Below are 20,686 nucleotides of genomic sequence, written 5' to 3' on the forward strand. Positions count from 1 at the left end.
GGGTTCAAGGCCCTGCGGCGACAGTCGTGGCATGACGAAGGAACACGAGCCCCATGAAGAAAAGACCGCCGCCCTGCTGAGGGCGGCACTCATGTCCACGCCCGGCGAGCGGGTCGCCATCGAGCAATTGCTCGAACCCTTGCGCCGCCGTGCGTTCGGATTCCTCCTGTTGCTGCTGGCGATTCCCAACTTCCTTCCCGTGCCGGTCGGCATCGGCGGCATCATGGGCGTGCTCGTCATCGCCCTGGGCCTGGAGATGCTCATCGGCCTGGAACATCCATGGATTCCGGGCTTCCTGCGCAAACGCACGGTGTCGCGGGAAGGCCTGCTGCGCTTCCTCGACCGCATCGAGCCGATGACGCGCCGCCTGGAGAAGATCTGCAAGCCACGGCTGCAGCGACTCACGCGGCGGCCCTTCACGTTCGCATCGGGCGCGATCATGATCCTCGTCGGCATCCTGCTCGCACTGCCGATTCCGTTCACCAACTACGTGTTCGGCGCCATGCTGATCGCCTTCGCCTTCGCCCTGGTGGAACGCGATGGCGCCCTCCTCTTGGGCGTCTGGGCCACCACCGTGGCCATCGTCATCGCCTCGGCCACCTTCAGCCGTGCGCTGGCGGGATTCTTCCGCGACCTCTTCTGATCCCGCCTGGCGGGAGTTCCTCGATCAGGGCTTGTCCTTGTGGGCCAGCTCCGCCATGCGCTGCGCATCGGCCAGGATGCCGTGCAGGATGCGCAGCTCGCGCAATTCCGGCCGGGCACGGAGGAACAGCTTGCGCAGCTTGAGCATGATGGTGGTGGGCGAGCGGCCCTTGTGGAATTCGATGTCGTCGAGCGTTTCCGCGAGGTGGGTGAAGAAGCGCTCCACCTGCTCGGCGTCGGCGGGGGCTTCGTCAGGGTCGACATCCGCCGCCGGCGCGCGCCCTTCCTCGGCCAGCATCGCCATGCGCAGTTCGTATGCCACCACCTGCACGGCCTGCGAGAGGTTGAGCGAACTGAAGTCGTCCACACTGGGGATGCGCACCATTGCATGGCACCGCGACAGCTCGTCGTTCTCCAGCCCCGTGCGCTCGTTGCCGAACACCAGCGCCACCTGCTCGCCCCGGCGGGCCGCAGCCAGCGCCTGTGCCGCGCCCTCGCGCGGATCGAGTTCGGGCAGGTTGACGCCGCGGCGCCGCGCGGACAGGCCGAGGGCGAAGGTGCTGCCCGCGAGGCCCGCAACCAGGTCGTCGTGGATCGCCGCCTGCCCCAGCACGTCGTCCGCGCCCGCCGCCAGCGCGGTCGCTTCCGGGTCCGGGAAGCGGTGCGGCGCCACCAGCGTCAGGCGGTCGAAGCCCATGGTGCGGATGGCCCGCGCGGCCGAACCGATGTTCCCCGAGTGCGAGGTGCGGACGAGGACGAATCGGAAGAGGGCGTGGAGTTCGTGAAGGGCCATGGCTGGCGATACGGCTGGGTGAGGACCGGAAAGTCTACAACGGCAACGACTTGGGCGAGGCGGGGCGGAGTGCTAAACTTCCGGGCTGATGCGGCTTTCGACCGCTCTCCCGTTCTTTTGCCAAGTCGATCCCCATGCCAAGACCCGCCGTCAACGTCGCGGCGCGCGCAGCGCGCTCCGCAGGAAACATCATCCTGCGCTACATGAACCGCATCGAGGGCCTCGCGGTCGTCGAGAAGCAGCGGATGGACTTCGCCTCCGAGGTCGACCGCCTCGCCGAAGCGGAAATTATCAAGGAACTGCGCCGCGCGTACCCCACGCACGCCATCCTGGGCGAGGAATCCGGCCAGACGGGCAAGGGTCCGCTCACCTGGGTGATCGATCCACTCGACGGCACGCACAACTACCTTCGCGGCATTCCCCACTTCAGCGTGTCCATCGCGCTGGTCGAGAAGGGCGAGCCGGTTTATGGCGTGGTGTTCGATCCCCTGCGCGACGAGCTCTTCACCGCCAGCAAGGGCGACGGCGCGTACCTCAACGACCGCCGCATCCGCGTCAGCAAGCGTGAGGGCCTGGGCGGTGCGCTGATCGCGACGGGCTTCCCGTATCGCGTCCGCAACCACCTCGAATCGCAGCTTGCCATCACGGCCGCCCTGCTCAAGGAAGCCGAAGACGTCCGCCGCATGGGCTCCGCCGCGCTGGACCTTGCCTACGTGGCAGCGGGGCGCGTGGACGGCTATTTCGAGCCCGGCCTGAGCGTGTGGGACATGGCTGCCGGCGCCCTGCTGGTGCGCGAGGCCGGCGGCGTCTATGGCGATTTCGCCGGACGCGAAGGGCTGCCGGAAAGCGGCAACATCATCGCTGGCAACCACAAGATCGCCGCCGCCATGACCGAGGTCATCGGCGCGAACGCGACGCCGCGGTTGCTTGGGGTGTAAAGCGACATCCCGGGCGATGACTAAAGCCCCGGCGCCGGCCCCGTCTTCAGCAGGTCGCGCAGGAAGGGCACCGTCACTCGCCGCTGCGCGGCGAGTGACGCACGGTCCAATGTGTCCAGCAGGTCGAGCAGGGTGCCGAGATCGCGGGCATGGTGCGCGAACAGCCAGTCGAGCACCACGTCGTCAAGTTCGATGCCTCGTGCCGATGCCTGCTCACGGAGCACACCCCGGCGTTCGACATCGCCCAACGGCTTCAGCACCGCCTGCGTAAGCGAGCCCAGCCGGGACCGCAGGTCGGGCAGTTCCAGGCCCAGGGAGGCCGGCGCGCGAATGCCGGAAAAAAGCAACGCACAGCCTTCCGCCCTGTAACGGTTGAACGTGTCGAACAGCGCGTGCTCCGCGTCACCGTCGCCTGCGATCGTGTCGACATCGTCCACGGCAAGAAGATCGCTGCCCGCCATCGCGCGTATCGCCGCGGCACGTGGCGCCCGCAATGTCGCCAACGGCAGGTACTGCGCCGTGCGACCGACATCGATGGCCGCCTGACAGGCGGCGACGAGCAGATGAGTACGGCCGCTGCCGACCGGCCCCGCCAGGAATACCCATGGTGCGGCCGGATCGACCGCCAGCGCGCGAACGGCTTCCACCGCCGGGGCGTTCTCACCGGCGTGGAAATGTTCGAAGCGCTGGCGCCGCGGCCAGCGCAGCGCGAGGGGAAGCTGGTTGATCATGGGCCGCCGTGGTCCGGATTCGATGGCGGCGCCGGTTCACGTGTCACGTCCACGTCTATTTCCACCTCCACGGCCGCCACCTCTGCGGCGGGTTCCGTATAGAGGTTGCTTTCGCGATAGCGGGACATGGCATAGCGCAGGAGCACGACCACCACCGACGCGGCGGGCAGCGCCAGCAGCACGCCCAGGAATCCGAACAGGTGGCCGCCGGCAAGGACGGCGAAGATGACCGCCACCGGGTGCAGGCCGATCTTGCCGCCGACGAGGCGCGGCACCAGCACGTAGCCCTCGAGCAACTGCCCCACGGTGAACACCACAGCGACGAGGATCACGTGCGTCCAGTCGCCGTACTGCACGAGGGCGGCGATCAGCGCGGCCACGAAGCCGATCATGAAACCGAGGTAAGGCACGAAGCTCAGCAGGCCGGCCACCATGCCGATCAGCGGACCGATGGAAATGCCGATGAGGGTGAGTCCGAGCCCGTAGAACACGCCGAGGGCCAGCATCACCAACAGCTGGCCGCGCACGAACGCGCCGAGCACCTGGTCCGATTCACGCGCAAGCCGGACGACCGTCGGCTCGATGGAACGGGGGAGCATGCGCTGGATCTGCGCCATCATGGTGTCCCAGTCGCGCAGCAGGTAGAACGCCACGACGGGGATCAGCACCGCGTTGGTCAACCACATGACCACGCCCATGCCCGACTCCGTCACCTTCGCCACTGCCTTCGCGGCGATGCCGCCGACCGAGCCGATGTGTTCCTTCACTGTCGCCAGCAGGCGGTCGGTGTCGAAGACGTTCGGGTCGAGCCGCAGCTTGGACTGGATCCACGGCAAGGCCGTGTCGCGAACCCAATCGACGTAACGCGGCAGGTTCTCGGAGAGGTTCTCGAACTGGTGCTGGATGAGCGGGATAAGGAGCAGCAGCACGCCGATGAACACCAGCGTGATGACCGCGAAGACGATGCTCACCGCCCAGGTGCGGCCCATGCCCACGCGCTGCAACCGGTCGGCCAGCGGGTCGCCGAGGTACGCCAGCATCGCGGCCAGGGCGAAGGGCATGAGCACCGGCGCCAGCAGCCAGATGACGAAGACGATGACGGCGACGATCGCCAGCAGTTGCCAGCGGCGAGAGGTTTCGTGGTTCATCGTCATCCGTCAGGGGACCCAGCGCACGGCGAGGTCCGCGCCTTCATGTCCATCTGCGGCGAGCACGTGTCCCCCGGCGGAGTAACCGGCCACGAGGCGCGCGAGAGGCGCGCTGGCCGATACGTCGAAGAGCACGCCATCCGCCGTGGCTGCCACCGGTGCGATCGATTTCACCGAGGGATCGTTCTGGAACGTGGAAAGGAGCCCGGCATAGTCGGCGGCGGAGCGCAGCCCGCCCACCCAGACCTTGCCACTGGTGCTGCCGCCCTGGGTGGCGGCGAACTGGCGGTCGAGTTTGTCCGCCATGGCATTCGCACCGTTGGTCAGCAGCGCGGCGCGGGCCTCGCCACTGTCTTTCCAACTGGACGTACGGCCGGCCGAGACCAGGGTCCAGTCGGTCTGGTCGCTGCCGATCTTGCCGACGAGCACCACGGCGGTGTTGTACTGCCTGGCCGCGCCGGCCACGGCGGCAGGGTCGCCCGCCGCGAGGGCCGCAGGGTCGGGCACGGCGCCCTCTTTCGGCACGACGATCTGGTAGCCACGGGTGTCGGCCATCTGTGCCAGGGGGGCGAGTTCATCCTGACTCAGCAGCTTGCCGCCGGCGTCCCTGGCGACGACCAGGACCGGTGCCTTGGGCGCCGCGACGGAAGCGTCGCCGACCGCCAGTACGCGGCGCACCGCGCCGGGATCGAAGACGATCTCCAGGCTCAGGGGCGCGCCGTTGGCGCCGCCCGTGCGTGCGTACTGGTATTGCTGGACGAGGCCGCCCGGTTGCTTCATGGCGTCGGCGTAGCCCGCCTTGCCCCGTGGATCCGCCCCGTTCGACGCCCGGGCCAGCACCTGGGTGAGCCCCGTTGCGAAGGCTTGGTCGCGAACCGCGGCGCTGGTGTCGGCCACCGGCACCGTCACCGTATAGATGGGCGTCTGCCCCCAGGCCGTGCCAAGGCAGGCGACCGCGAAGAGCATCGATGTCGCGAGGATCCGGAGTAGGCGCATGGTGTGGGCATCGCTCTGTGAAGGCAGGAAGTCTGCCCAAACCATGCCATGCCGTCCATCCAGGGCCCGTGCAGGGCCCGGTCCGGGACCCGCTTGCTGTTAGAATGCGCGGTTTCCAACAGTGCCGGAACCGCTTATGTCCTCCGACCAGGGCTCCCTCACCTACCGCGACGCTGGCGTCGACATCGATGCCGGCAATGCCCTCGTCGAGCGCATCAAGCCGATGGTCAAGCGCACCTTCCGCCCCGAGGTGATGGGCGGGCTCGGCGGTTTCGGCGGCTTGTTCGACCTCTCCGGCCGCTACAAGGAGCCGGTGCTGGTCTCGGGAACGGACGGGGTGGGCACGAAGCTGAAGCTTGCCCAGCAGCTTGGCCGCCATGACACCATCGGCATCGACCTGGTCGGCATGTGCGTCAACGACGTGCTCGTCCAGGGCGCCGAGCCGCTGTTCTTCCTCGACTACTTCGCCACGGGCAAGCTCGACGTGGACACGGCAGCCTCTGTCGTCGGCGGCATCGCCCGCGGCTGCGAACTTGCCGGCTGCGCGCTGATCGGTGGCGAGACGGCTGAAATGCCCGACATGTATCCGCCAGGCGAATACGACCTGGCCGGCTTCACCGTCGGTGCGGTGGAGAAGTCCGCTATGAACGACGGCTCCTCCATCGTCGCGGGCGACGTCATCCTGGGTGTGTCGTCCTCCGGTCCGCATTCGAACGGCTATTCCCTGATCCGCCGCATTCTCGAGCGCGCGGGCTCGCCGCTGGATGCCGACGTGGGCGGCGTGAAGCTCGTCGATGCGCTGATGGCCCCCACCACGATCTACGTGAAGCCCATGCTGGAGCTGATCGGCAAGGTGAACGTGCACGGCATGGCGCACATAACGGGCGGCGGCTTGAAGGAAAACATCATCCGCGTCGTACCCGAGGGCCTGGCCCTGTCCATCGACGCGTCGTCCTGGGACCTGCCGCCGGTGTTCGAATGGTTGCAGCGCGAAGGCAACGTCACCGACGAAGAAATGTGGCGCACCTTCAACTGCGGTATCGGATTCACCGTGCTGCTGGAGGAGGGCCAGGTGGAAGCGGCGAAGGCCGTCCTCGCCGGCCACGGCCTCGACAGCCAGGCGATCGGCGTGGTGGTCGCCCATGAGGGCGGCGAACGCGTCCACATCGCCTGATTCCGATGGATCGCCCCCTTCGCGTCGCCGCCCTCGCTTCCGGGCGCGGCAGCAACCTTGCCGCCCTTATCGCCGCCCGTGACGCCGGGCGCCTGCCCATCGAGTTCACCCTCGTGGGCAGCGACAAGAAGCTGGCGGGCGCCCTCGCGATCGCCGCCGCCGCGGGCATCCCGACGATCGCGCTCAACCCGAAGGATTACGCCACGCGTGCCGAGTTCGACGCCGCCCTGTTCGGCCGGGTGGCCGAGAGCGGCGCCGACCTGCTGGTGCTGGCCGGCTACATGCGCATCGTGGACGCGGCGGTCGTGGCGCAATGGGAGGGTCGCGCCATCAACGTGCACCCATCCCTGCTGCCGAAATACCGCGGCCTGCATACGCACCGCCGATGCCTCGAAGCCGGCGACAGCGAACACGGTGCCAGCGTGCACTTCGTCACCGCGGAACTCGACGGCGGCCCCGTCGTCGCCCAGGCGCGCATCGCCGTACAGCCGGGCGACACCGAGGAGCACCTGGCGACGCGCCTGCTGGTCGAGGAGCACAAGCTGCTCCCCGCGGTCGTTGGAGCCATCGCCACGGGCCGGCTGCGCTGGCAAGGCGGCCCGATATTCGATGGCACACCGCTGACGAGGCCCCTGGCCCTCGGCGACCTGTAACAACCCGCATGTGGGAGCCGCTTCAGCGGCGATGGGGCTTGCAACAAGCTTGCCCGCTGCCGCGGGATCGCCGGCGAAGCCGGCTCCCACAGCAGAAGCTGCGGTATGGCCCGGCATTCAGCCTCGCGCTTTACAATCCAATTCATGACGACCCGCATCCTCCTCCGCGCCGGCCTCGCGCTGGCCCTCGCCCTGCCTGCCGCCGCGTTTGCCGCAGACGTGCCGCAGTCCTTCACTGCTACCTATCAGGTATCCAAGGGCGGCGACCCGCTCGGCGAGGCCACGGTCACGCTGAAGCCTGCCGGCGGTGGACAATTCGAGTACTCGAACCAGACCAAGGGCACGTCGGGGCTGGCCGCCATGCTCGGGGCCAACGTCTCTGAAACATCCCGTTTCACCTGGGCCGGCCAGGTCCCGCAGGCGGTGAGCTATCACTACCAGCTCGATGCGGCGATCAAGTCGAAAACCCGCGACCTCTCCGTGCAGGGCAACACCGTCCAGGTACAGGACAACAAGAAGAGCTTCAGCTACCCCGCCGTGCCGGGCATGGTCGAACGCAATACCCTGCCCCTCGCCCTCGGCGTCGCGCTGCGCTCCGGCCAGAAGGAGGTGGCGTTGCCGGTGGCGGTGAAACAGGAAGTGGAGAACCAGAAGTTCAAGGTATCCGCGACCGAGAAGGTCACCGTCCCGGCCGGTTCGTTCGACGCGGTGCGCGTCGATCGCACCGACGCCGACCGCGGATTCAACGCATGGTACGTGCCGTCGAAGTATCCGGTGCCGGTGAAGCTGGCCCAGAAGGACGGCGGTGACCTGACGATGGAACTGGTGAAGTTCCAAGGCCGCTAGCACTTGTGGGAGCCGCTTCAGCGGCGATTGCCGCGAGCCCCCATCGCCGCTGAAGCGGCTCCCACAAAAACAAGGCCCGCGAAAGCGGGCCTTGTTTTTGTGGATCGTGCGAGCGGGCTCAGCCCGGCAGGCGCCGGATGCGCGCACCCAGCACGCCCAGCTTTTCCTCGATGTTCTCGTAGCCGCGATCGATGTGATACACGCGGTCCACCGTGGTATCGCCCTCGGCAACGAGGCCGGCCAGCACGAGGCACGCCGAGGCGCGCAGGTCGGTGGCCATGATCGGCGCGCCGCTCATCTTCGGCACACCGGTGATGATCGCCGTGTTGCCTTCCAGGCGAATGTCCGCGCCCAGCCGCTGGAGTTCGAGCGCGTGCATGAAGCGGTTCTCGAACACCGTCTCGGTGATCACGCCCACGCCCTCGGCCACGCAGTTGAGCGCGGTGAACTGCGCCTGCATGTCGGTGGGGAACGCCGGGTACGGCGCGGTCGTGAGGTTCACGGCCTTCGGCCTGCGGCCCTGCATGTCGAGTTCGATCCAGTCCTTGCCGGTGTTGATGTGCGCACCGGCTTCCTCGAGCTTCTGCAGCACCGCGTCCATGGTGTCGGCGCGAGCGCCGCGTGCGCGCACCTTGCCGCCGGTCATCGCGGCACCGACCAGGAACGTGCCCGTTTCGATGCGATCCGGAAGGACCTCGTAATGCGCACCATGCAGGCGATCCACGCCTTGCACGATGAGCGTGGAGGTACCGATGCCGTCGATCTTCGCACCCATGGCGATGAGGCAATGCGCGAGGTCGACCACCTCGGGTTCCTGCGCCGCGTTCTCGATGACGGTGGTGCCCTCGGCGAGCGTGGCCGCCATGAGGATGTTTTCGGTACCGGTGACGGTCACCATGTCCATGACGATGCGCGCGCCCTTCAGGCGGCCGGACCGTGCCTTGATGTAGCCGTTCTCGACGCTTACCTCGGCGCCGAGCGCCTGCAGGCCGCGGATGTGCTGGTCGACCGGACGCGAACCGATGGCGCAGCCGCCGGGCAGCGACACTTCGGCCTTGCCGTAGCGCGCCACGAGCGGGCCGAGCACGAGGATCGAGGCGCGCATGGTGCGCACGAGGTCGTACGGCGCCACGCACGAATTCTCGGGACGGGGGTCGATATGCATTTTCATGCGGTCGTCGAGCACGACGCGCACACCCATGCGGCCAAGCAGCTCGATGAAGGTGGTGACGTCGTGCAAATGCGGCACGTTGCCGATGCTGACCGGTTCGTCGGCAAGGAGGCAGGAGGCGAGGATGGGCAGCACGGCGTTCTTGGCGCCGGAAATGCCGACCTCGCCGTGGAGCGGCTGGCCGCCGCTGATCAGGATCTTGGCCATGGAGGGGGGAGCCTTGGAAGGAATGTCGGCGAAGGAGGCAGCGGCGCGCGTATCAGCGGCGGCCGGCGGCTTCTTCGGGAGTGAGGGTCTTGAGGCCGAGGGCATGGATGGCACCGCCCATGAGGTCGCCGAGGGTGGCGTACACGAGCCGATGGCGGGCCAGGGGCAGCTTGCCGGCGAACTGTTCCGAGACGACCTCGGCTTCGAAATGAACGCCGTCGTCGCCCTGGACGTCCACCCGGGCGCCCGGCAGGCCGGCTTCGATCAGTGCCTGGATGCGCGCAGCGTCCATGGATTCTCCGGTTGAGGGGGATCGCCTCGCGGGGCCGGGTTCCGAAACGGAGCCTGAACCGCCCGTACAAGGCAGCAACGATTAATGAGAATATGTAATGGTAATGGAAATCCGGTGTCGCAGAAATGGACATCCCGGGTCACCAAGGGACTGCCCCACCCGGAACAGAGGTCGCATGAACGCCCGCACCGCACCGCCCGCCGCCAATCGCCACGTGGATGCCGACGCTGTCATCCGCAGCGCGCGCAACGTCATCAAGACCGAAGCGGCCGGCATCCGGGCGCTCGAGGCGAAGATCGACGCGGCGTTCGTCGCGGCCTGCCAGATGATCCTCGACTGCAAGGGCCGCGTCGTGGTCTCCGGCATGGGTAAGTCGGGCCACATCGGCCGCAAGGTGGCCGCCACGCTCGCGTCCACCGGCACCCCGTCGTTCTTCGTGCATCCGGGCGAGGCCAGCCATGGCGACCTCGGCATGATCCAGCCGGACGACATCGTGCTCGGCATCTCGTATTCGGGCGAAACGGACGAGCTGCTCTACATCCTGCCGGCCATCAAGCGCCAGGGTATCGCCCTCATCTCGATCACGGGCAACCCGGCGTCGTCGCTGGCCACCCAGGCCGATCTGAACCTCGACGCCAACGTCGCCTGCGAGGCCTGCCCGCACGGGCTGGCGCCCACCGCCAGCACCACCGCCGCCCTGGTCATGGGCGATGCCCTGGCCGTGGCGCTGCTGGAAGCGCGCGGCTTCACGTCGGACGACTTCGCCCGCTCCCATCCGGCCGGCAGCCTGGGCCGCCGGCTGCTCCTGCACATTTCCGATGTCATGCACGCGGGCGACGATGTGCCCCGCGTCCGCCTGGACGCCACCCTCAGCGAGGCGCTGGTGGAGATGTCGCGCAAGCGCCTGGGCATGACCGCGGTCGTCGACGGCGAGAACCGCCTCCTCGGCGTGTTCACCGACGGCGACCTGCGCCGCGCGCTGGACGACGACGGCGTCGACCTCCGCAGCGCCTCGGTGGCGCAGCTCATGACGCGTGGCCCCAAGACCATCGGCTCCGACAAGCTCGCGGTCGAGGCCGCCCAGCTCATGGAGAAGCACCAGATCAACGCCCTCCTTGTCGTGGACGCGAATGGCTGCGTCGTCGGCGCGCTGAACATCCACGACCTGCTGCGGGCCCGCGTCGTCTGAACGGCCGCACCCCGGCGCCCTCCCCCGGCGCCGATCCGTCCCCATATAACGAACCCATGGCCTACACCCACTACACCGAGATTCCCGCCGACGTCGCAGAGCGCGCGGCCCGCGTGCGCCTCGTCATCTTCGACGTGGACGGCACGTTGACCGACGGCCGCCTGTGGTACGGCGAGGACGGCCGCGAAACCAAGGTCTTCCACGTGCACGACGGGCTCGGCCTCAAGGCTTTGCAGCGAAACGGGGTCACGGTCGGGATCATCACGGCACGCATCAGCCATCCCGTGGCGCTGCGCGCCGAGGAACTCGGCATCGCCCACGTCTACCAGGGCCAGAAGGACAAGCGCGCCTGCCTCACCGGCCTGCTCGATGCGCTCGGGCTCGCGCCGGAGCAAGCCGCGTTCGTGGGCGACGACCTGCCCGACCTGCCGGCCATGGGCATTGCCGGCCTGGCCGTCGCCACGGCGAATGCCCATCCCTGGGTGGCGGAACGCGCCCATTGGCGCACGCGCCTCATCGGCGGCTACGGCGCCGCGCGCGAGGTGGCGGACATGATCCTCGCCGCGCAGGGCAAGGCGGAAGCCGAAAGGGATCGCTGGCTGTGAGCGTGTTCAACCTCTTCAAGGATCGCGGCGCGGGCGGCGTGACCGCCATCCTGGCGGCCGTCCTCGGCGTCAGCGTGCTTCTCTATTACTGGACGGCGCCCGAGAAGAAGGTGCAGGACTTCGTCGGCCCGCCGCGCTCCGGCTACGTGCTGACCAACTTCGACCTCGACTCGTACAACGAGGAAGGCAAGCCGGCTTTCAAGCTGGTGGCCCCGCACCTGGAACGGCGGGAAGGCGACGAATCGCTGTACATCAACGCGCCCGATTTCGTGCTGCCCTCCACCAAGGAGACGAACGTGCCGCCGTGGACGGGCCATTCCCAGTACGGGTGGGTGAACAAGGACGGCAGCCTGCTCAAGCTGCAGGGCAAGGTCCACATGGACCGCGTGGCTTTCCAGACCAACCCGCCGGCCAGCATCGATACATCGGAAGTCACCGCCTGGCCCAAGGAGAACCGCCTGGAAACCGCGGAAGCGGCCCGGATCGTGCAGGGAACATCTACAATGCAAGGCGTTGGCATGCGCGCCAATCTCGACACCAAGCACCTGGAGCTCCTCGATGCAGTCCACACTGTCTACCAGCCGCGCAAGCGCTAAGGCCGTCATCGCGGCGCTCGGCATGGCGCTCCTGGCGAGCGCGACCGTCTCTGCGAAACAGTCCGACCGCAACCAGCCCGCGGATGTCACCTCGAAGTCGTTCGACGGCACGCAGGCGCCGCAGAACGGCCAGCCGGGCAAGGTCATCTGGACCACGAACGTCGTGCTCACCCAGGGCACGCTGAAGATCACCGGCAGCAAGGCCACCGGCTACCTGGATAAAGACAACCAGCTCACCCGCGTCGTCGTGGACGGCGCTCCCGCCACCATCCACCAGCTCGACGACCAGGACCAGCCCATGGACGGCCGGGCGAGCAACATCGATTACAAGATCGACCAGGACTTCGCCGTCCTCACCGGCAATGCCCTCGTGAACCAGCCGGCCAAGGGCAGCGCCCAGGGCGACAAGCTCACGTACAACACCAAGGACAGCACGATGACGGGCGAGAGCAGCGGCGGCGCCCCCGTGCACATGACCTTCCAGCCGAAGAACAAGCCGCCCGGCTCGCCCGCCACCGCTCCGGCGAAGCCGGCGGACGACGCGAAGCCGGCCACCGACACCAAGAAGCCCTGATCCGATGCTCTCAGCCCAAGGCCTGCAGAAGCGCTTCCGCGCGCGCCAGGTAGTCCGCGATTTCGCCTTTTCCATCCGCGAAGGCGAGGTGGTCGGGCTGCTCGGCCCTAATGGCGCCGGCAAGACCACCTGTTTCTACATGGTGGTGGGCCTGATCCAGGCCGACGCGGGGTCGATCAAGCTCGACCAGCAGGACATCACCGGCCTGCCCATGCATTCGCGTGCGAAGCTCGGCATCGGCTACCTGCCGCAGGAAGCGTCCGTGTTCCGCCGGCTCAGCGTGGCCGACAACATCCTGGCCGTGCTCGAACTGCGCGACAACATGACCCAGAAGCAGCGCGAGGACGAGCTGGAAAGCCTGCTGGACGAACTCAAAATCGCGCACATCGCCGAACAGAAGGGCATCAGCCTTTCGGGTGGCGAACGGCGCCGCGTCGAGATCGCCCGTGCCCTGGCCGCCCGCCCGCGCTACATGCTGCTCGACGAGCCCTTCGCCGGTGTCGATCCGATTTCGGTCGGCGAGATCCAGCGCATCGTCAGGCACCTGAAGGAGCGCGGCATCGGCGTGCTGATCACCGACCACAACGTGCGCGAAACCCTGGGCATCTGCGACCGCGCCTACATCCTGAACGACGGCGAGGTACTTTCGCGGGGCACGCCCCAGCACATCCTGGCGGACGAAAAGGTGCGCGAGGTGTACCTGGGCCGTGAATTCAGGATATGACGCGCGGCCGGGGCGGTGGACCGCTGGCCTGGACCACTTCCAGGGGTTAGGATGGATCGTAAACCCCAAGCGTCGAAGGCATGAAACCCGCACTCCAGTTTCGCCTCCATCAGCAGCTCACGCTGACGCCGCAACTGCAACAGGCCATCCGCCTGCTGCAATTGTCGCAGCTGGAGCTTGAGGCCGAACTCCGCCAGATCGCGGAAAGCAACCCGTTGCTGGAGTTCGCCGAAGATGCCGAATCGGAGTCCGATGCCGACGCCGCCGACGAGGACGGTTTCGAAGCCGCGGAATTCCCGTCCCGCGAGGAATTGCCCGCCAAGTCCTCGAAGGAAGACGACGAATCCACCGCGACACCGTCGGAGGAACTGGCTCCCGAGTGGGAGGACGACCGTTTCCAGGGCGACCCGAGCGAGTACGGCGGCAGCGCCTCCCGCGCGGGCGGCACGGACGAGGACGGTTTCGAGCCGCAGAACGCGGCGCCGGAAAACCTCCAGCAACACCTGGAGTGGCAACTCAACCTTTCCCAGTTCTCGCCGCGCGAGCACGCGATCGCCACCGCGATCATCCATGCACTGGACGAAGACGGTTACCTCCGCGACGGTGTGGCCGCGGTGGAAGCCGCGCTGCCAGCCGGCATGGCGGCCACCCCCGACGAGATCGACGCGGTGCGCCAGCGTGTGCAGCGCTTCGATCCCACGGGCGTCGCCAGCCTCGATCTTCGCGACTGCCTGTTCTGCCAGCTTTCGCAGTTCTCGCTCGACACGCCGCATCGCGAACTCGCCATCCGCATAGTGAACGAGGAACTCGAACTGCTGGCGCGGAACGACGTTGCCAAGATCGCGCGCCGGCTCAAGGCGGCGGAAGAGCACGTGGCCGCAGCCGCCGCGCTCATTCGCAGCCTCGATCCGCGCCCCGGTGCGGCGCTCGACGCCACACCCGTTGAATACGTGGCGCCCGACGTCTACGCTCGCCGCGAGAACGGCCGCTGGCAGGTCAGCCTCAATCCCGACGCCCAGCCGCGGCTGGGCCTGAACCAGCACTACTGCAACCTCATCGCCCGCGCGCGCGGCGAAGACGCCACCTGGATGAAAGGCCAGTTGCAGGAGGCCCGCTGGCTGCTGAAGAGCCTGCAGTCACGAGCGGAAACCCTGCAAAAAGTCGCCGACGTCATCGTGCGGCGGCAAAGCGCCTTCCTCGACTACGGCCCAGAGGCCATGCATCCGTTGGTTCTGCGTGAAGTGGCGGAGGAAGTCGGCATGCACGAATCCACCATTTCGCGCGTGACCACGCGCAAGTACATGCATACGCCCCGCGGCACCTTCGAACTGAAGCATTTCTTCTCGAGCGGCGTGGCCACGGAAGACGGCGGCACGGCGTCCGCCACGGCCATCCAGGCCATGATTCGCAAACTCATCACGTCGGAAGACGCGCGCCGGCCCCTTTCCGACCAGGCGCTGGCGGAAGAACTGCATCGACGCGGTATTCAGGTGGCACGACGTACCGTGGCCAAGTACCGCGAAGCGATGCGCATTCCCAGCTCCAGCGAACGCGTCCGCGCCAACTGACGGCGCGAAGGAACCCCATCGGAGGCGCACGGTCCAATCGGTTCAAGCTAAAGGAGCGACGCTCCGTCGCTCCGATCTCGCCGCCTCACGGCGGCACCCTCAGCAAGAAGGAGGCGTCATGCAAATCCAGATCAGCGGCCAGCACATCCAGATCACCCCCGCCCTGCGCGAGCGTGTTGAACAACAGATCGGCCGCTTCGAACGCCTTTTCGACAACATCACGGCCCTCGACGTCGTCCTTTCCGTCGACAAGGCCGAGCACAAGGCGGGTGGCACCCTGCACTGCTCGGGCACCCGGCTGCATGCGGACGGCATCGCGCGGCTGGAAGACGACAACAAGAACGACACCATGTACACCGCGATCGACGCCATGATCGCCAAGCTGGCCGACCAGCTCCGGAAGCATAAGGAAAAGCTCAAGGACCACCACAACAGCGAGGGCCGGGAGTCCCGCATCGCCGGCTGACCCGGCAGCCCGGCCGCCCTTGATGGCACAATAGGACCCAGGCCGGCGCGCCCCACGCGCCGGCCTTTTCTTCCCAAGGGACCAAGAGCGTGGAGCGGCTGACCGCCAGACAACTCTTCGACGGGGTACACGAGCGCATGGCCTTGCGCTGGGCCGCCGGCATGCGCGGCGAATCGCGCGTGCTCGAGCCCAATGCGAAGCAGAGCCGGCGCCCCTCGCTGGTCGGCTACCTCAACGTGATCTACCCCAACAAGGTGCAGATCATCGGTACGGAGGAGCTGAATTTCCTCGACGGCCTCGATTCGCGCCAGCGCTGGGAGGCCATCCACAAGATCGCCGCCTACCAGCCGGCGGCGCTGATCGTCACGAAGGACCAGTCCATTCCGTCCGACCTCCGCGAGGTGGCCGAGGAAACGGACACGCCGCTGTGGCAAAGCACCAAGCGCGGGCACGAGCTCCTCACCTACCTGCAATACCACCTGGCCCGCACCCTGGCGCCGCGGGTCACCCTGCACGGGGTGTTCCTCGAGGTGTTTTCCATCGGGGTGCTGATCACCGGCGAGCCCGGCTCCGGCAAGAGCGAGCTTGCCCTCGAACTGATCAGCCGAGGCCACCGGCTCGTGGCCGACGACGCCACCGAATTCACCCTGATCGCGCCTGACGTCATCGACGGCGCCTGCCCGGAACTCCTCCAGGACCTGCTGGAAGTGCGTGGCCTGGGGGTGCTCAACATTCGCGAGATGTTCGGTCACACGGCCGTGAAGCCGTCGAAATACCTGCGCCTCGTGGTGCACCTGAAGCCGCTGCAGATCGGCGAGGAAGGCGACGCCATGACCCGGCTCACCGGCGACGTCAGCCGGCGCAACGTGCTCGATGTCGACGTACCCAAGATCACCATTCCCGTGGCGCCAGGCCGCAACCTCGCGGTGCTGGTCGAGGCCGCCGTGCGCAACCACGTGCTGAAGAGCAAGGGCATCGACCCCGCGCAGACCTTCATCGACCGCCAGGCGCACCAGATGCGCCGCTTCTCCCCATGGTGACATCCCCGTGATCGACGAAGTCATGAGCCCCATCGTCGAACCCGACGCCATCCACCTCGTCGTGCTCACCGGCATGTCCGGTGGCGGCAAGACCGTGGCCCTGCGCGCCCTGGAAGACCTCGAGTTCTACTGCGTGGACAACATGCCCGCGGAGCTCATCCCGCAACTGGTCGCCGCGGTGAGCCAGGGCGAACACGGCCCGCGCCGGCGCATCGCCGTGGGCGTGGACGTGCGCAACCGCCGCATCGACCTGGCCCGCATGCCGCACGTGTTGTCCGAGCTGTCCACGGCCGGGGTGCACGTGCACCTGATCTTCCTCGACAGCCGCGACGACGTGCTCATCAAGCGCTACTCGGAGACGCGCCGGCGCCACCCGCTGGCGGCGGAGAAGCTGTCGCTGGCCGATTCCATCGCGCAAGAGCGGAAGCTGCTGCGCCCCCTGGTGTCCATCGCGGAAAAGGTCATCGATTCCAGCGACCTGAACGTGCACCAGTTGCGCCGCCTTTTCGCCACCGGCTACGCCGCGGCGTCGGACGGCACCACCCTGTTGTTCGAATCCTTCGCGTACCGCCGGGGCCTGCCTTCGGACGCCGATTTCGTCTTCGACGCCCGCTGCCTCCCGAACCCGCACTGGGATCCCCGCCTGCGGCCGTTCTCCGGCAAGGACCTCCCGGTGCGGGAGTTCCTCGACGCGAACCCGCTCGTGGGCGAGTACTATGACGACGTCGCGAAGTGGCTCGATACCTGGCTACCGCGCTTCGACGGCGAGGACCGCAGCTACGTCACCGTCTCGATCGGCTGCACCGGCGGACGCCATCGCTCGGTCTACCTGGTCGAGAAGCTGGCCCAGCATTTCCGCTCGGAACGCGGCAACGTTCTTACCTTCCATCGCGAACTCGAGTGACATGACCCACGGATCCCTCCAGCCACAGCGAAAGACCGGGCCATGACCGTCGGCGTGCTCCTCATGACCCACGAGGCCGTCGGCAAGGCGCTCATCTCCGCCGCGAAACACGTCATGCCGAAACTCCCGCTGGACGTCGACGCCGTCGAAGTACCGCCCAGCGCCGACCCGGACGTCATGCGCACGCTCACGGCGCGCCATGCCCGCGAACTGGACCATGGCGAAGGCGTGCTGGTGCTAGCCGACCTCTACGGCGCCACGCCCTGCAATATCGGCCTGTCGCTGAGTGAACTCGGCGTGCACCTGCGCTGCGTGTCGGGCCTCAACCTGCCGATGCTGCTGCGCGTTCTCAACTATTCGGAAAAATCGCTTCCCGAACTGGCTGAAATCGCAGCCAGCGGCGGTCGCGGAGGGATCTTCATCGACCATGCTTGAACGTGACATCGTGGTATCGAACCGGCTCGGCCTGCATGCACGCGCATCGGCCAAGCTCGTGCAACTGGTCGCGGGGTTCAAGTCGACGGTCTGGCTCATCAGCAAGGGCCGCGAGGTCAATGCGCAGAGCATCATGGGCGTGATGATGCTGGCCGCGGGCATGGGCACCGCCCTGACGATCCGTGCCGAAGGCTCCGACGAAGAGACCGCCGTCAATGCCGTCGTTGACCTCTTCGAGCGCAAGTTCGACGAAGGCGCCTGACCATGACGACCCGCCAGCCGCGAAGGGAGCCTCTATGAGAGTGGTGCTGACCGGAACACCCGCCGCCAGGGGCATGGCCCTCGGACGGGCGCGCCTGGTCCAGCCGAGCTTGCTCGCGGTCGACATGCGGATGCTCGAAGACGCCGAAGTTGGCGCCGAAATCGAACGCCTGCACAAGGCCATCGATTCCGCACGCACCGAACTGCACGAACTGCGCGGCAAGCTGCACGGCGCGCTCGCCCGCGAAGTGGGCGATTTCATCGACGCGCACAGCCTCCTCCTCGACGACGAGGAACTCCTGCGCGGCCTGGACGACCTCGTGGCCGTCGGCCATTACACGGCAAGCGCCGCGCTGAAGATGCAACGCGACCGTCTCGCCGCCGTCTTCGACGCGATGAACGACCCGTACCTGAAGAGCCGCGGCGAGGACATCGACCAGGTCATCGGCCGCGTCATGTCGGCGCTGAACCAGCAATCCAGCCGCGAGGAGCGCAAGCTCGCCTCCCGCGTGGGCGAGATCGTCGTCAGCGACACCATCGCCCCGGCCGACATGGCGGGCATGGCAGGCCAGGGCATGCTCGGCGTCATCGCCAGCGCCGGCAGCATCTATTCGCACAGCGCCATCCTCGCGCGCAGCTTCAATATCCCGATGCTGGTGGGCACGCGCGATGCGCTCGCCACCGTGAACGACGAAGACCTCGTGCTGATCGACGCGGAGCACGGCGAAGTCATCGTGCATCCCACGGCGCAGGACCTTGCCCGCTACCGCCAATGGCAGCGCCAGGCCGCCGCCGAAGGCCGCCGCCTGGCCGCGCTTGCCACCGCACCCACGCTCACGCGCGACGGTGCGCACGTGCGCCTTTACGCCAACGCCGAACTCGCGGGCGACGTCACCCTCGCCCGCTCGCGCGGTGCCGACGGCATCGGCCTCTATCGCTCCGAATTCCTGTTCCTGCGCCAGCGCGGCCTGCCCTCGGAAGACGAGCAGTTCGCGGCCTACCGCGATGTCGTGCTCGGCATGGGCGGCCTGCCGGTCACCATCCGCACGCTGGACCTCGGTGCCGACAAGGCGGACGCCGCGGGGCTTGCTTTAAGAGGCGAGGACAATCCGGCGTTGGGTGTGCGGGGCATCCGCCTGTCCCTGCGCTACCCGGACATCTTCAGCGTGCAGCTGCGCGCCATCTTGCGTGCGGCCTGCTACGGGCCGGTACGCATCCTGGTCCCGATGGTCACGCATATCGGCGAACTCGCTGCCGTGCGCACGCTCATCAAGAAAGCGCGCGAAGACCTCGCACGGCAGGGGCAGGAGCTTCCGGAGCGCCTGGATGTCGGGGCCATGATCGAAGTGCCCGCCGCGGCGATCGGCGTCACGTCGATCCTGGCGAAGGCGGACTTCCTGGCCATCGGCACGAACGACCTCGCGCAATACGTGCTGGCCGCGGATCGCAACAACGATGCCCTCGAAGGCATCTACGACCCGCTGCAACCGCCGTTCCTGCGCCTGATCGCGCACGTGATCGCGAGCGCGCGGCGCGCGAAGAAGCCCGTGAGCCTGTGCGGCGAAATCGCCGGGGACACACAGTTCACCGCGCTGCTCCTCGCCATGGGCCTGGAAGAGTTCAGCATGCACCCGGGCCAACTGCTCCAGGTGCGCGACCGCCTCACCATCCTGGACTGCGCTGCCCTCCGCCGCGCCGCGCCGCGCTTGTTCCGCGCCCACACAAGGGACGAAGTGGAAGCACGCCTGCTGGAAGTGGTGGCGAGGCAAGGCGGCTGCTCCTGACGCAAGCGCCGCGACAGGAAGCGCGCTTCCCGTCGTGGCGGTTACCAGGTCATGACGCGGGCCGCACGACCTGCGGCTGAAGGTTCTTCTCCGAGTCCGCGATCATCGCGAGCATGGCGCCGCTCGCCGTCGTCGGATCCCCATCGCGGATCGCCTGGAACACTTGCTGGTGATAGGGCAGCGAATACTTGAAGTTCGCCGCGGTACGAGCCGATAGCACGAAGAACGTGCCGAGTGCCGTTTCGATCACGCTGAACAGCGACGAAAGCAGCTCGTTGCCCGTGGCGCGGAGCACGGCGTCGTGGAACTGCAGGTCGGCATCGGCCCATTCGTCGAGCGTCGTCGATGCCTCCATGAGTCCCAGCGCCGTTTCGATGCTCGCGAGTTGCTGGTCGCTGCGATGACCGGCCGCGGCGGCCGCCGCAGCGGGTTCGATGATCTTGCGCATCTGCACCAGCTTATGGATGAAGTCGTCCGTGGGCATCGAGGCGCAACGCCAGGCCAGCACATCCGGATCCAGCTGGTTCCAGTACTGTTCTTCCATCACGCGTGCGCCTACTCCGGCGCGCGATTCGATCAGTCCCTTCGCCGACAGCACCTTCAATGCCTCGCGCAATGCCGTGCGGCTTACACGGAGACTTCCGGCCAGGGTCTCCTCGCGTGGAAACACCTCTCCTGGCCGCACCTTGCCGCCGACAATGCGCTGTCCCAGTTCCTGCACGACATGACCGTGCAGGTTGCGCGCCGTACCGGGTTTCTTCATTGCCGTCCGCCCCGAGGAATGCGTTAGTCCGATAAACGGACTATATGCATAACGTTTGGAGTCCCGCCATACGACATTTGCCGCAATGCGGCAAAAAGAATGCAACGATATCGGGCACTTGCGACTTTGTAGGACAATGTGTTTGACTGAGTTTCGTTCGGACAAGGGGACCGGCGACAACACGAA

At 67.3% G+C, this 20,686-nt stretch carries 24 protein-coding genes; 17 read left to right on the forward strand and 7 right to left on the reverse strand.

All coding sequences use genetic code 11. The features are described from left to right. The first annotated feature begins 31 nt into the window (after positions 1-31). The gene (locus ACPYOD_RS13075) at positions 32-643 is read left to right on the forward strand and encodes an exopolysaccharide biosynthesis protein (RefSeq protein ID WP_481302166.1); all 612 of its coding nucleotides are present in this window, start codon (positions 32-34) and stop codon (positions 641-643) included. A 24-nt stretch (positions 644-667) separates the two neighbouring features. Here the strand turns inward: ACPYOD_RS13075 and ACPYOD_RS13080 are convergent, their stop codons facing one another. After that, positions 668-1,435, reverse strand: coding sequence for an RNA methyltransferase (locus ACPYOD_RS13080; protein WP_481302167.1), 768 nt, complete (start codon positions 1,433-1,435; stop codon positions 668-670). Between the two features lie 134 nt (positions 1,436-1,569). Between ACPYOD_RS13080 and ACPYOD_RS13085 the strand changes: the two genes are divergently transcribed. After that, positions 1,570-2,373, forward strand: a complete 804-nt coding sequence (locus ACPYOD_RS13085) for an inositol monophosphatase family protein (protein ID WP_481302168.1) — start codon at positions 1,570-1,572, stop codon at positions 2,371-2,373. A gap of 20 nt (positions 2,374-2,393) precedes the next feature. Here ACPYOD_RS13085 and hda read toward each other — a convergent pair whose 3' ends face one another. The 3 genes from hda to ACPYOD_RS13100 are packed head-to-tail and all read right to left on the reverse strand — an operon-like array spanning position 2,394 to position 5,248. After that, positions 2,394-3,104: a DnaA regulatory inactivator Hda gene (hda, locus tag ACPYOD_RS13090; RefSeq protein ID WP_481302169.1), complete on the reverse strand. Its 711-nt coding sequence runs from the start codon at positions 3,102-3,104 to the stop codon at positions 2,394-2,396. After that, positions 3,101-4,252: an AI-2E family transporter gene (locus ACPYOD_RS13095; protein ID WP_481302170.1), complete on the reverse strand. Its 1,152-nt coding sequence runs from the start codon at positions 4,250-4,252 to the stop codon at positions 3,101-3,103. The genes hda and ACPYOD_RS13095 overlap by 4 nt, the downstream gene beginning before the upstream one ends. Positions 4,253-4,261: 9 nt before the next feature. Beyond that, the gene (locus ACPYOD_RS13100) at positions 4,262-5,248 is read right to left on the reverse strand and encodes a DUF2066 domain-containing protein (protein ID WP_481302171.1); all 987 of its coding nucleotides are present in this window, start codon (positions 5,246-5,248) and stop codon (positions 4,262-4,264) included. A 136-nt stretch (positions 5,249-5,384) separates the two neighbouring features. Here ACPYOD_RS13100 and purM point away from each other — a divergent pair, with 136 nt between their 5' ends. The 3 genes from purM (at position 5,385) to ACPYOD_RS13115 (ending at position 7,921) form a co-directional block, all read left to right on the forward strand. Next, entirely contained in the window at positions 5,385-6,422 is a 1,038-nt protein-coding gene (purM, locus tag ACPYOD_RS13105) for a phosphoribosylformylglycinamidine cyclo-ligase (RefSeq protein WP_481302172.1), read from the forward strand. Between the two features lie 5 nt (positions 6,423-6,427). Then, entirely contained in the window at positions 6,428-7,075 is a 648-nt protein-coding gene (gene purN, locus ACPYOD_RS13110; RefSeq protein ID WP_481302173.1) for a phosphoribosylglycinamide formyltransferase, read from the forward strand. A 144-nt stretch (positions 7,076-7,219) separates the two neighbouring features. Beyond that, positions 7,220-7,921 carry a DUF3108 domain-containing protein gene (locus ACPYOD_RS13115; RefSeq protein ID WP_481302174.1) on the forward strand — a complete coding sequence of 234 codons (702 nt, stop codon included), beginning with the start codon at positions 7,220-7,222 and terminating at the stop codon, positions 7,919-7,921. A gap of 118 nt (positions 7,922-8,039) precedes the next feature. Here the strand turns inward: ACPYOD_RS13115 and murA are convergent, their stop codons facing one another. Together murA and ACPYOD_RS13125 are read right to left on the reverse strand one after the other, a co-directional pair. Beyond that, a complete protein-coding gene (gene murA, locus ACPYOD_RS13120; protein WP_481302175.1) occupies positions 8,040-9,299 on the reverse strand; it encodes a UDP-N-acetylglucosamine 1-carboxyvinyltransferase in 1,260 nt (419 codons plus the stop codon). Positions 9,300-9,351: 52 nt separating this feature from the next. Further along, the gene (locus ACPYOD_RS13125) at positions 9,352-9,591 is read right to left on the reverse strand and encodes a BolA family protein (RefSeq protein ID WP_481302176.1); all 240 of its coding nucleotides are present in this window, start codon (positions 9,589-9,591) and stop codon (positions 9,352-9,354) included. Between the two features lie 175 nt (positions 9,592-9,766). Here ACPYOD_RS13125 and ACPYOD_RS13130 point away from each other — a divergent pair, with 175 nt between their 5' ends. The 12 genes from ACPYOD_RS13130 to ptsP all read left to right on the forward strand — a co-directional run bounded on the left by ACPYOD_RS13130 (position 9,767) and on the right by ptsP (position 19,737). Continuing rightward, on the forward strand, positions 9,767-10,780 hold the full coding sequence (locus tag ACPYOD_RS13130) for a KpsF/GutQ family sugar-phosphate isomerase (protein ID WP_481302177.1): 1,014 nt from the start codon (positions 9,767-9,769) through the stop codon (positions 10,778-10,780). A gap of 56 nt (positions 10,781-10,836) precedes the next feature. Beyond that, on the forward strand, positions 10,837-11,385 hold the full coding sequence (locus tag ACPYOD_RS13135) for a KdsC family phosphatase (protein ID WP_481302178.1): 549 nt from the start codon (positions 10,837-10,839) through the stop codon (positions 11,383-11,385). Further along, positions 11,382-11,981, forward strand: a complete 600-nt coding sequence (gene lptC / locus ACPYOD_RS13140; protein ID WP_481302179.1) for an LPS export ABC transporter periplasmic protein LptC — start codon at positions 11,382-11,384, stop codon at positions 11,979-11,981. Before ACPYOD_RS13135 ends, lptC begins: the two co-directional genes overlap by 4 nt. Beyond that, on the forward strand, positions 11,944-12,555 hold the full coding sequence (gene lptA / locus ACPYOD_RS13145; RefSeq protein ID WP_481302180.1) for a lipopolysaccharide transport periplasmic protein LptA: 612 nt from the start codon (positions 11,944-11,946) through the stop codon (positions 12,553-12,555). The genes lptC and lptA overlap by 38 nt, the downstream gene beginning before the upstream one ends. Positions 12,556-12,559: 4 nt before the next feature. Continuing rightward, complete coding sequence (gene lptB / locus ACPYOD_RS13150) at positions 12,560-13,279, forward strand: LPS export ABC transporter ATP-binding protein (RefSeq protein WP_481302181.1); 720 nt, start codon at positions 12,560-12,562, stop codon at positions 13,277-13,279. A gap of 80 nt (positions 13,280-13,359) precedes the next feature. Further along, positions 13,360-14,847: an RNA polymerase factor sigma-54 gene (locus ACPYOD_RS13155; protein ID WP_481302182.1), complete on the forward strand. Its 1,488-nt coding sequence runs from the start codon at positions 13,360-13,362 to the stop codon at positions 14,845-14,847. A 118-nt stretch (positions 14,848-14,965) separates the two neighbouring features. Next, positions 14,966-15,313 (forward strand): ribosome hibernation-promoting factor, HPF/YfiA family, encoded by a 348-nt coding sequence (gene hpf, locus ACPYOD_RS13160; RefSeq protein ID WP_481302183.1) that lies wholly within the window; start codon positions 14,966-14,968, stop codon positions 15,311-15,313. An 89-nt stretch (positions 15,314-15,402) separates the two neighbouring features. After that, the gene (hprK, locus tag ACPYOD_RS13165; protein ID WP_481302184.1) at positions 15,403-16,353 is read left to right on the forward strand and encodes an HPr(Ser) kinase/phosphatase; all 951 of its coding nucleotides are present in this window, start codon (positions 15,403-15,405) and stop codon (positions 16,351-16,353) included. 22 nt (positions 16,354-16,375) lie between these two features. Further along, complete coding sequence (gene rapZ / locus ACPYOD_RS13170) at positions 16,376-17,257, forward strand: RNase adapter RapZ (protein WP_481302198.1); 882 nt, start codon at positions 16,376-16,378, stop codon at positions 17,255-17,257. 42 nt (positions 17,258-17,299) lie between these two features. Further along, positions 17,300-17,692, forward strand: coding sequence for a PTS sugar transporter subunit IIA (locus ACPYOD_RS13175; RefSeq protein ID WP_481302185.1), 393 nt, complete (start codon positions 17,300-17,302; stop codon positions 17,690-17,692). After that, a complete protein-coding gene (locus ACPYOD_RS13180; RefSeq protein WP_481302186.1) occupies positions 17,685-17,954 on the forward strand; it encodes an HPr family phosphocarrier protein in 270 nt (89 codons plus the stop codon). The genes ACPYOD_RS13175 and ACPYOD_RS13180 overlap by 8 nt, the downstream gene beginning before the upstream one ends. Before the next feature lie 34 nt (positions 17,955-17,988). Continuing rightward, positions 17,989-19,737, forward strand: a complete 1,749-nt coding sequence (ptsP, locus tag ACPYOD_RS13185) for a phosphoenolpyruvate--protein phosphotransferase (RefSeq protein WP_481302187.1) — start codon at positions 17,989-17,991, stop codon at positions 19,735-19,737. Between the two features lie 49 nt (positions 19,738-19,786). Here the strand turns inward: ptsP and ACPYOD_RS13190 are convergent, their stop codons facing one another. Beyond that, complete coding sequence (locus ACPYOD_RS13190; RefSeq protein WP_481302188.1) at positions 19,787-20,500, reverse strand: FadR/GntR family transcriptional regulator; 714 nt, start codon at positions 20,498-20,500, stop codon at positions 19,787-19,789. Positions 20,501-20,686 lie beyond the last annotated feature (186 nt).

Source organism: Luteibacter sp. HAY1-4A (assembly GCF_056755355.1).

Coding starts and splice junctions, on each gene's coding strand:
- ACPYOD_RS13075 (WP_481302166.1), top strand. CDS start 32: ATGACGAAGGAACACGAGCCCCATGAAGAAAAGACCGCCGCCCTGCTG.
- ACPYOD_RS13080 (WP_481302167.1), bottom strand. CDS start 1,435: ATGGCCCTTCACGAACTCCACGCCCTCTTCCGATTCGTCCTCGTCCGC.
- ACPYOD_RS13085 (WP_481302168.1), top strand. CDS start 1,570: ATGCCAAGACCCGCCGTCAACGTCGCGGCGCGCGCAGCGCGCTCCGCA.
- hda (WP_481302169.1), bottom strand. CDS start 3,104: ATGATCAACCAGCTTCCCCTCGCGCTGCGCTGGCCGCGGCGCCAGCGC.
- ACPYOD_RS13095 (WP_481302170.1), bottom strand. CDS start 4,252: ATGAACCACGAAACCTCTCGCCGCTGGCAACTGCTGGCGATCGTCGCC.
- ACPYOD_RS13100 (WP_481302171.1), bottom strand. CDS start 5,248: ATGCGCCTACTCCGGATCCTCGCGACATCGATGCTCTTCGCGGTCGCC.
- purM (WP_481302172.1), top strand. CDS start 5,385: ATGTCCTCCGACCAGGGCTCCCTCACCTACCGCGACGCTGGCGTCGAC.
- purN (WP_481302173.1), top strand. CDS start 6,428: ATGGATCGCCCCCTTCGCGTCGCCGCCCTCGCTTCCGGGCGCGGCAGC.
- ACPYOD_RS13115 (WP_481302174.1), top strand. CDS start 7,220: ATGACGACCCGCATCCTCCTCCGCGCCGGCCTCGCGCTGGCCCTCGCC.
- murA (WP_481302175.1), bottom strand. CDS start 9,299: ATGGCCAAGATCCTGATCAGCGGCGGCCAGCCGCTCCACGGCGAGGTC.
- ACPYOD_RS13125 (WP_481302176.1), bottom strand. CDS start 9,591: ATGGACGCTGCGCGCATCCAGGCACTGATCGAAGCCGGCCTGCCGGGC.
- ACPYOD_RS13130 (WP_481302177.1), top strand. CDS start 9,767: ATGAACGCCCGCACCGCACCGCCCGCCGCCAATCGCCACGTGGATGCC.
- ACPYOD_RS13135 (WP_481302178.1), top strand. CDS start 10,837: ATGGCCTACACCCACTACACCGAGATTCCCGCCGACGTCGCAGAGCGC.
- lptA (WP_481302180.1), top strand. CDS start 11,944: ATGCAGTCCACACTGTCTACCAGCCGCGCAAGCGCTAAGGCCGTCATC.
- lptB (WP_481302181.1), top strand. CDS start 12,560: ATGCTCTCAGCCCAAGGCCTGCAGAAGCGCTTCCGCGCGCGCCAGGTA.
- ACPYOD_RS13155 (WP_481302182.1), top strand. CDS start 13,360: ATGAAACCCGCACTCCAGTTTCGCCTCCATCAGCAGCTCACGCTGACG.
- hpf (WP_481302183.1), top strand. CDS start 14,966: ATGCAAATCCAGATCAGCGGCCAGCACATCCAGATCACCCCCGCCCTG.
- rapZ (WP_481302198.1), top strand. CDS start 16,376: ATGAGCCCCATCGTCGAACCCGACGCCATCCACCTCGTCGTGCTCACC.
- ACPYOD_RS13175 (WP_481302185.1), top strand. CDS start 17,300: ATGACCGTCGGCGTGCTCCTCATGACCCACGAGGCCGTCGGCAAGGCG.
- ACPYOD_RS13180 (WP_481302186.1), top strand. CDS start 17,685: ATGCTTGAACGTGACATCGTGGTATCGAACCGGCTCGGCCTGCATGCA.
- ptsP (WP_481302187.1), top strand. CDS start 17,989: ATGAGAGTGGTGCTGACCGGAACACCCGCCGCCAGGGGCATGGCCCTC.
- ACPYOD_RS13190 (WP_481302188.1), bottom strand. CDS start 20,500: ATGAAGAAACCCGGTACGGCGCGCAACCTGCACGGTCATGTCGTGCAG.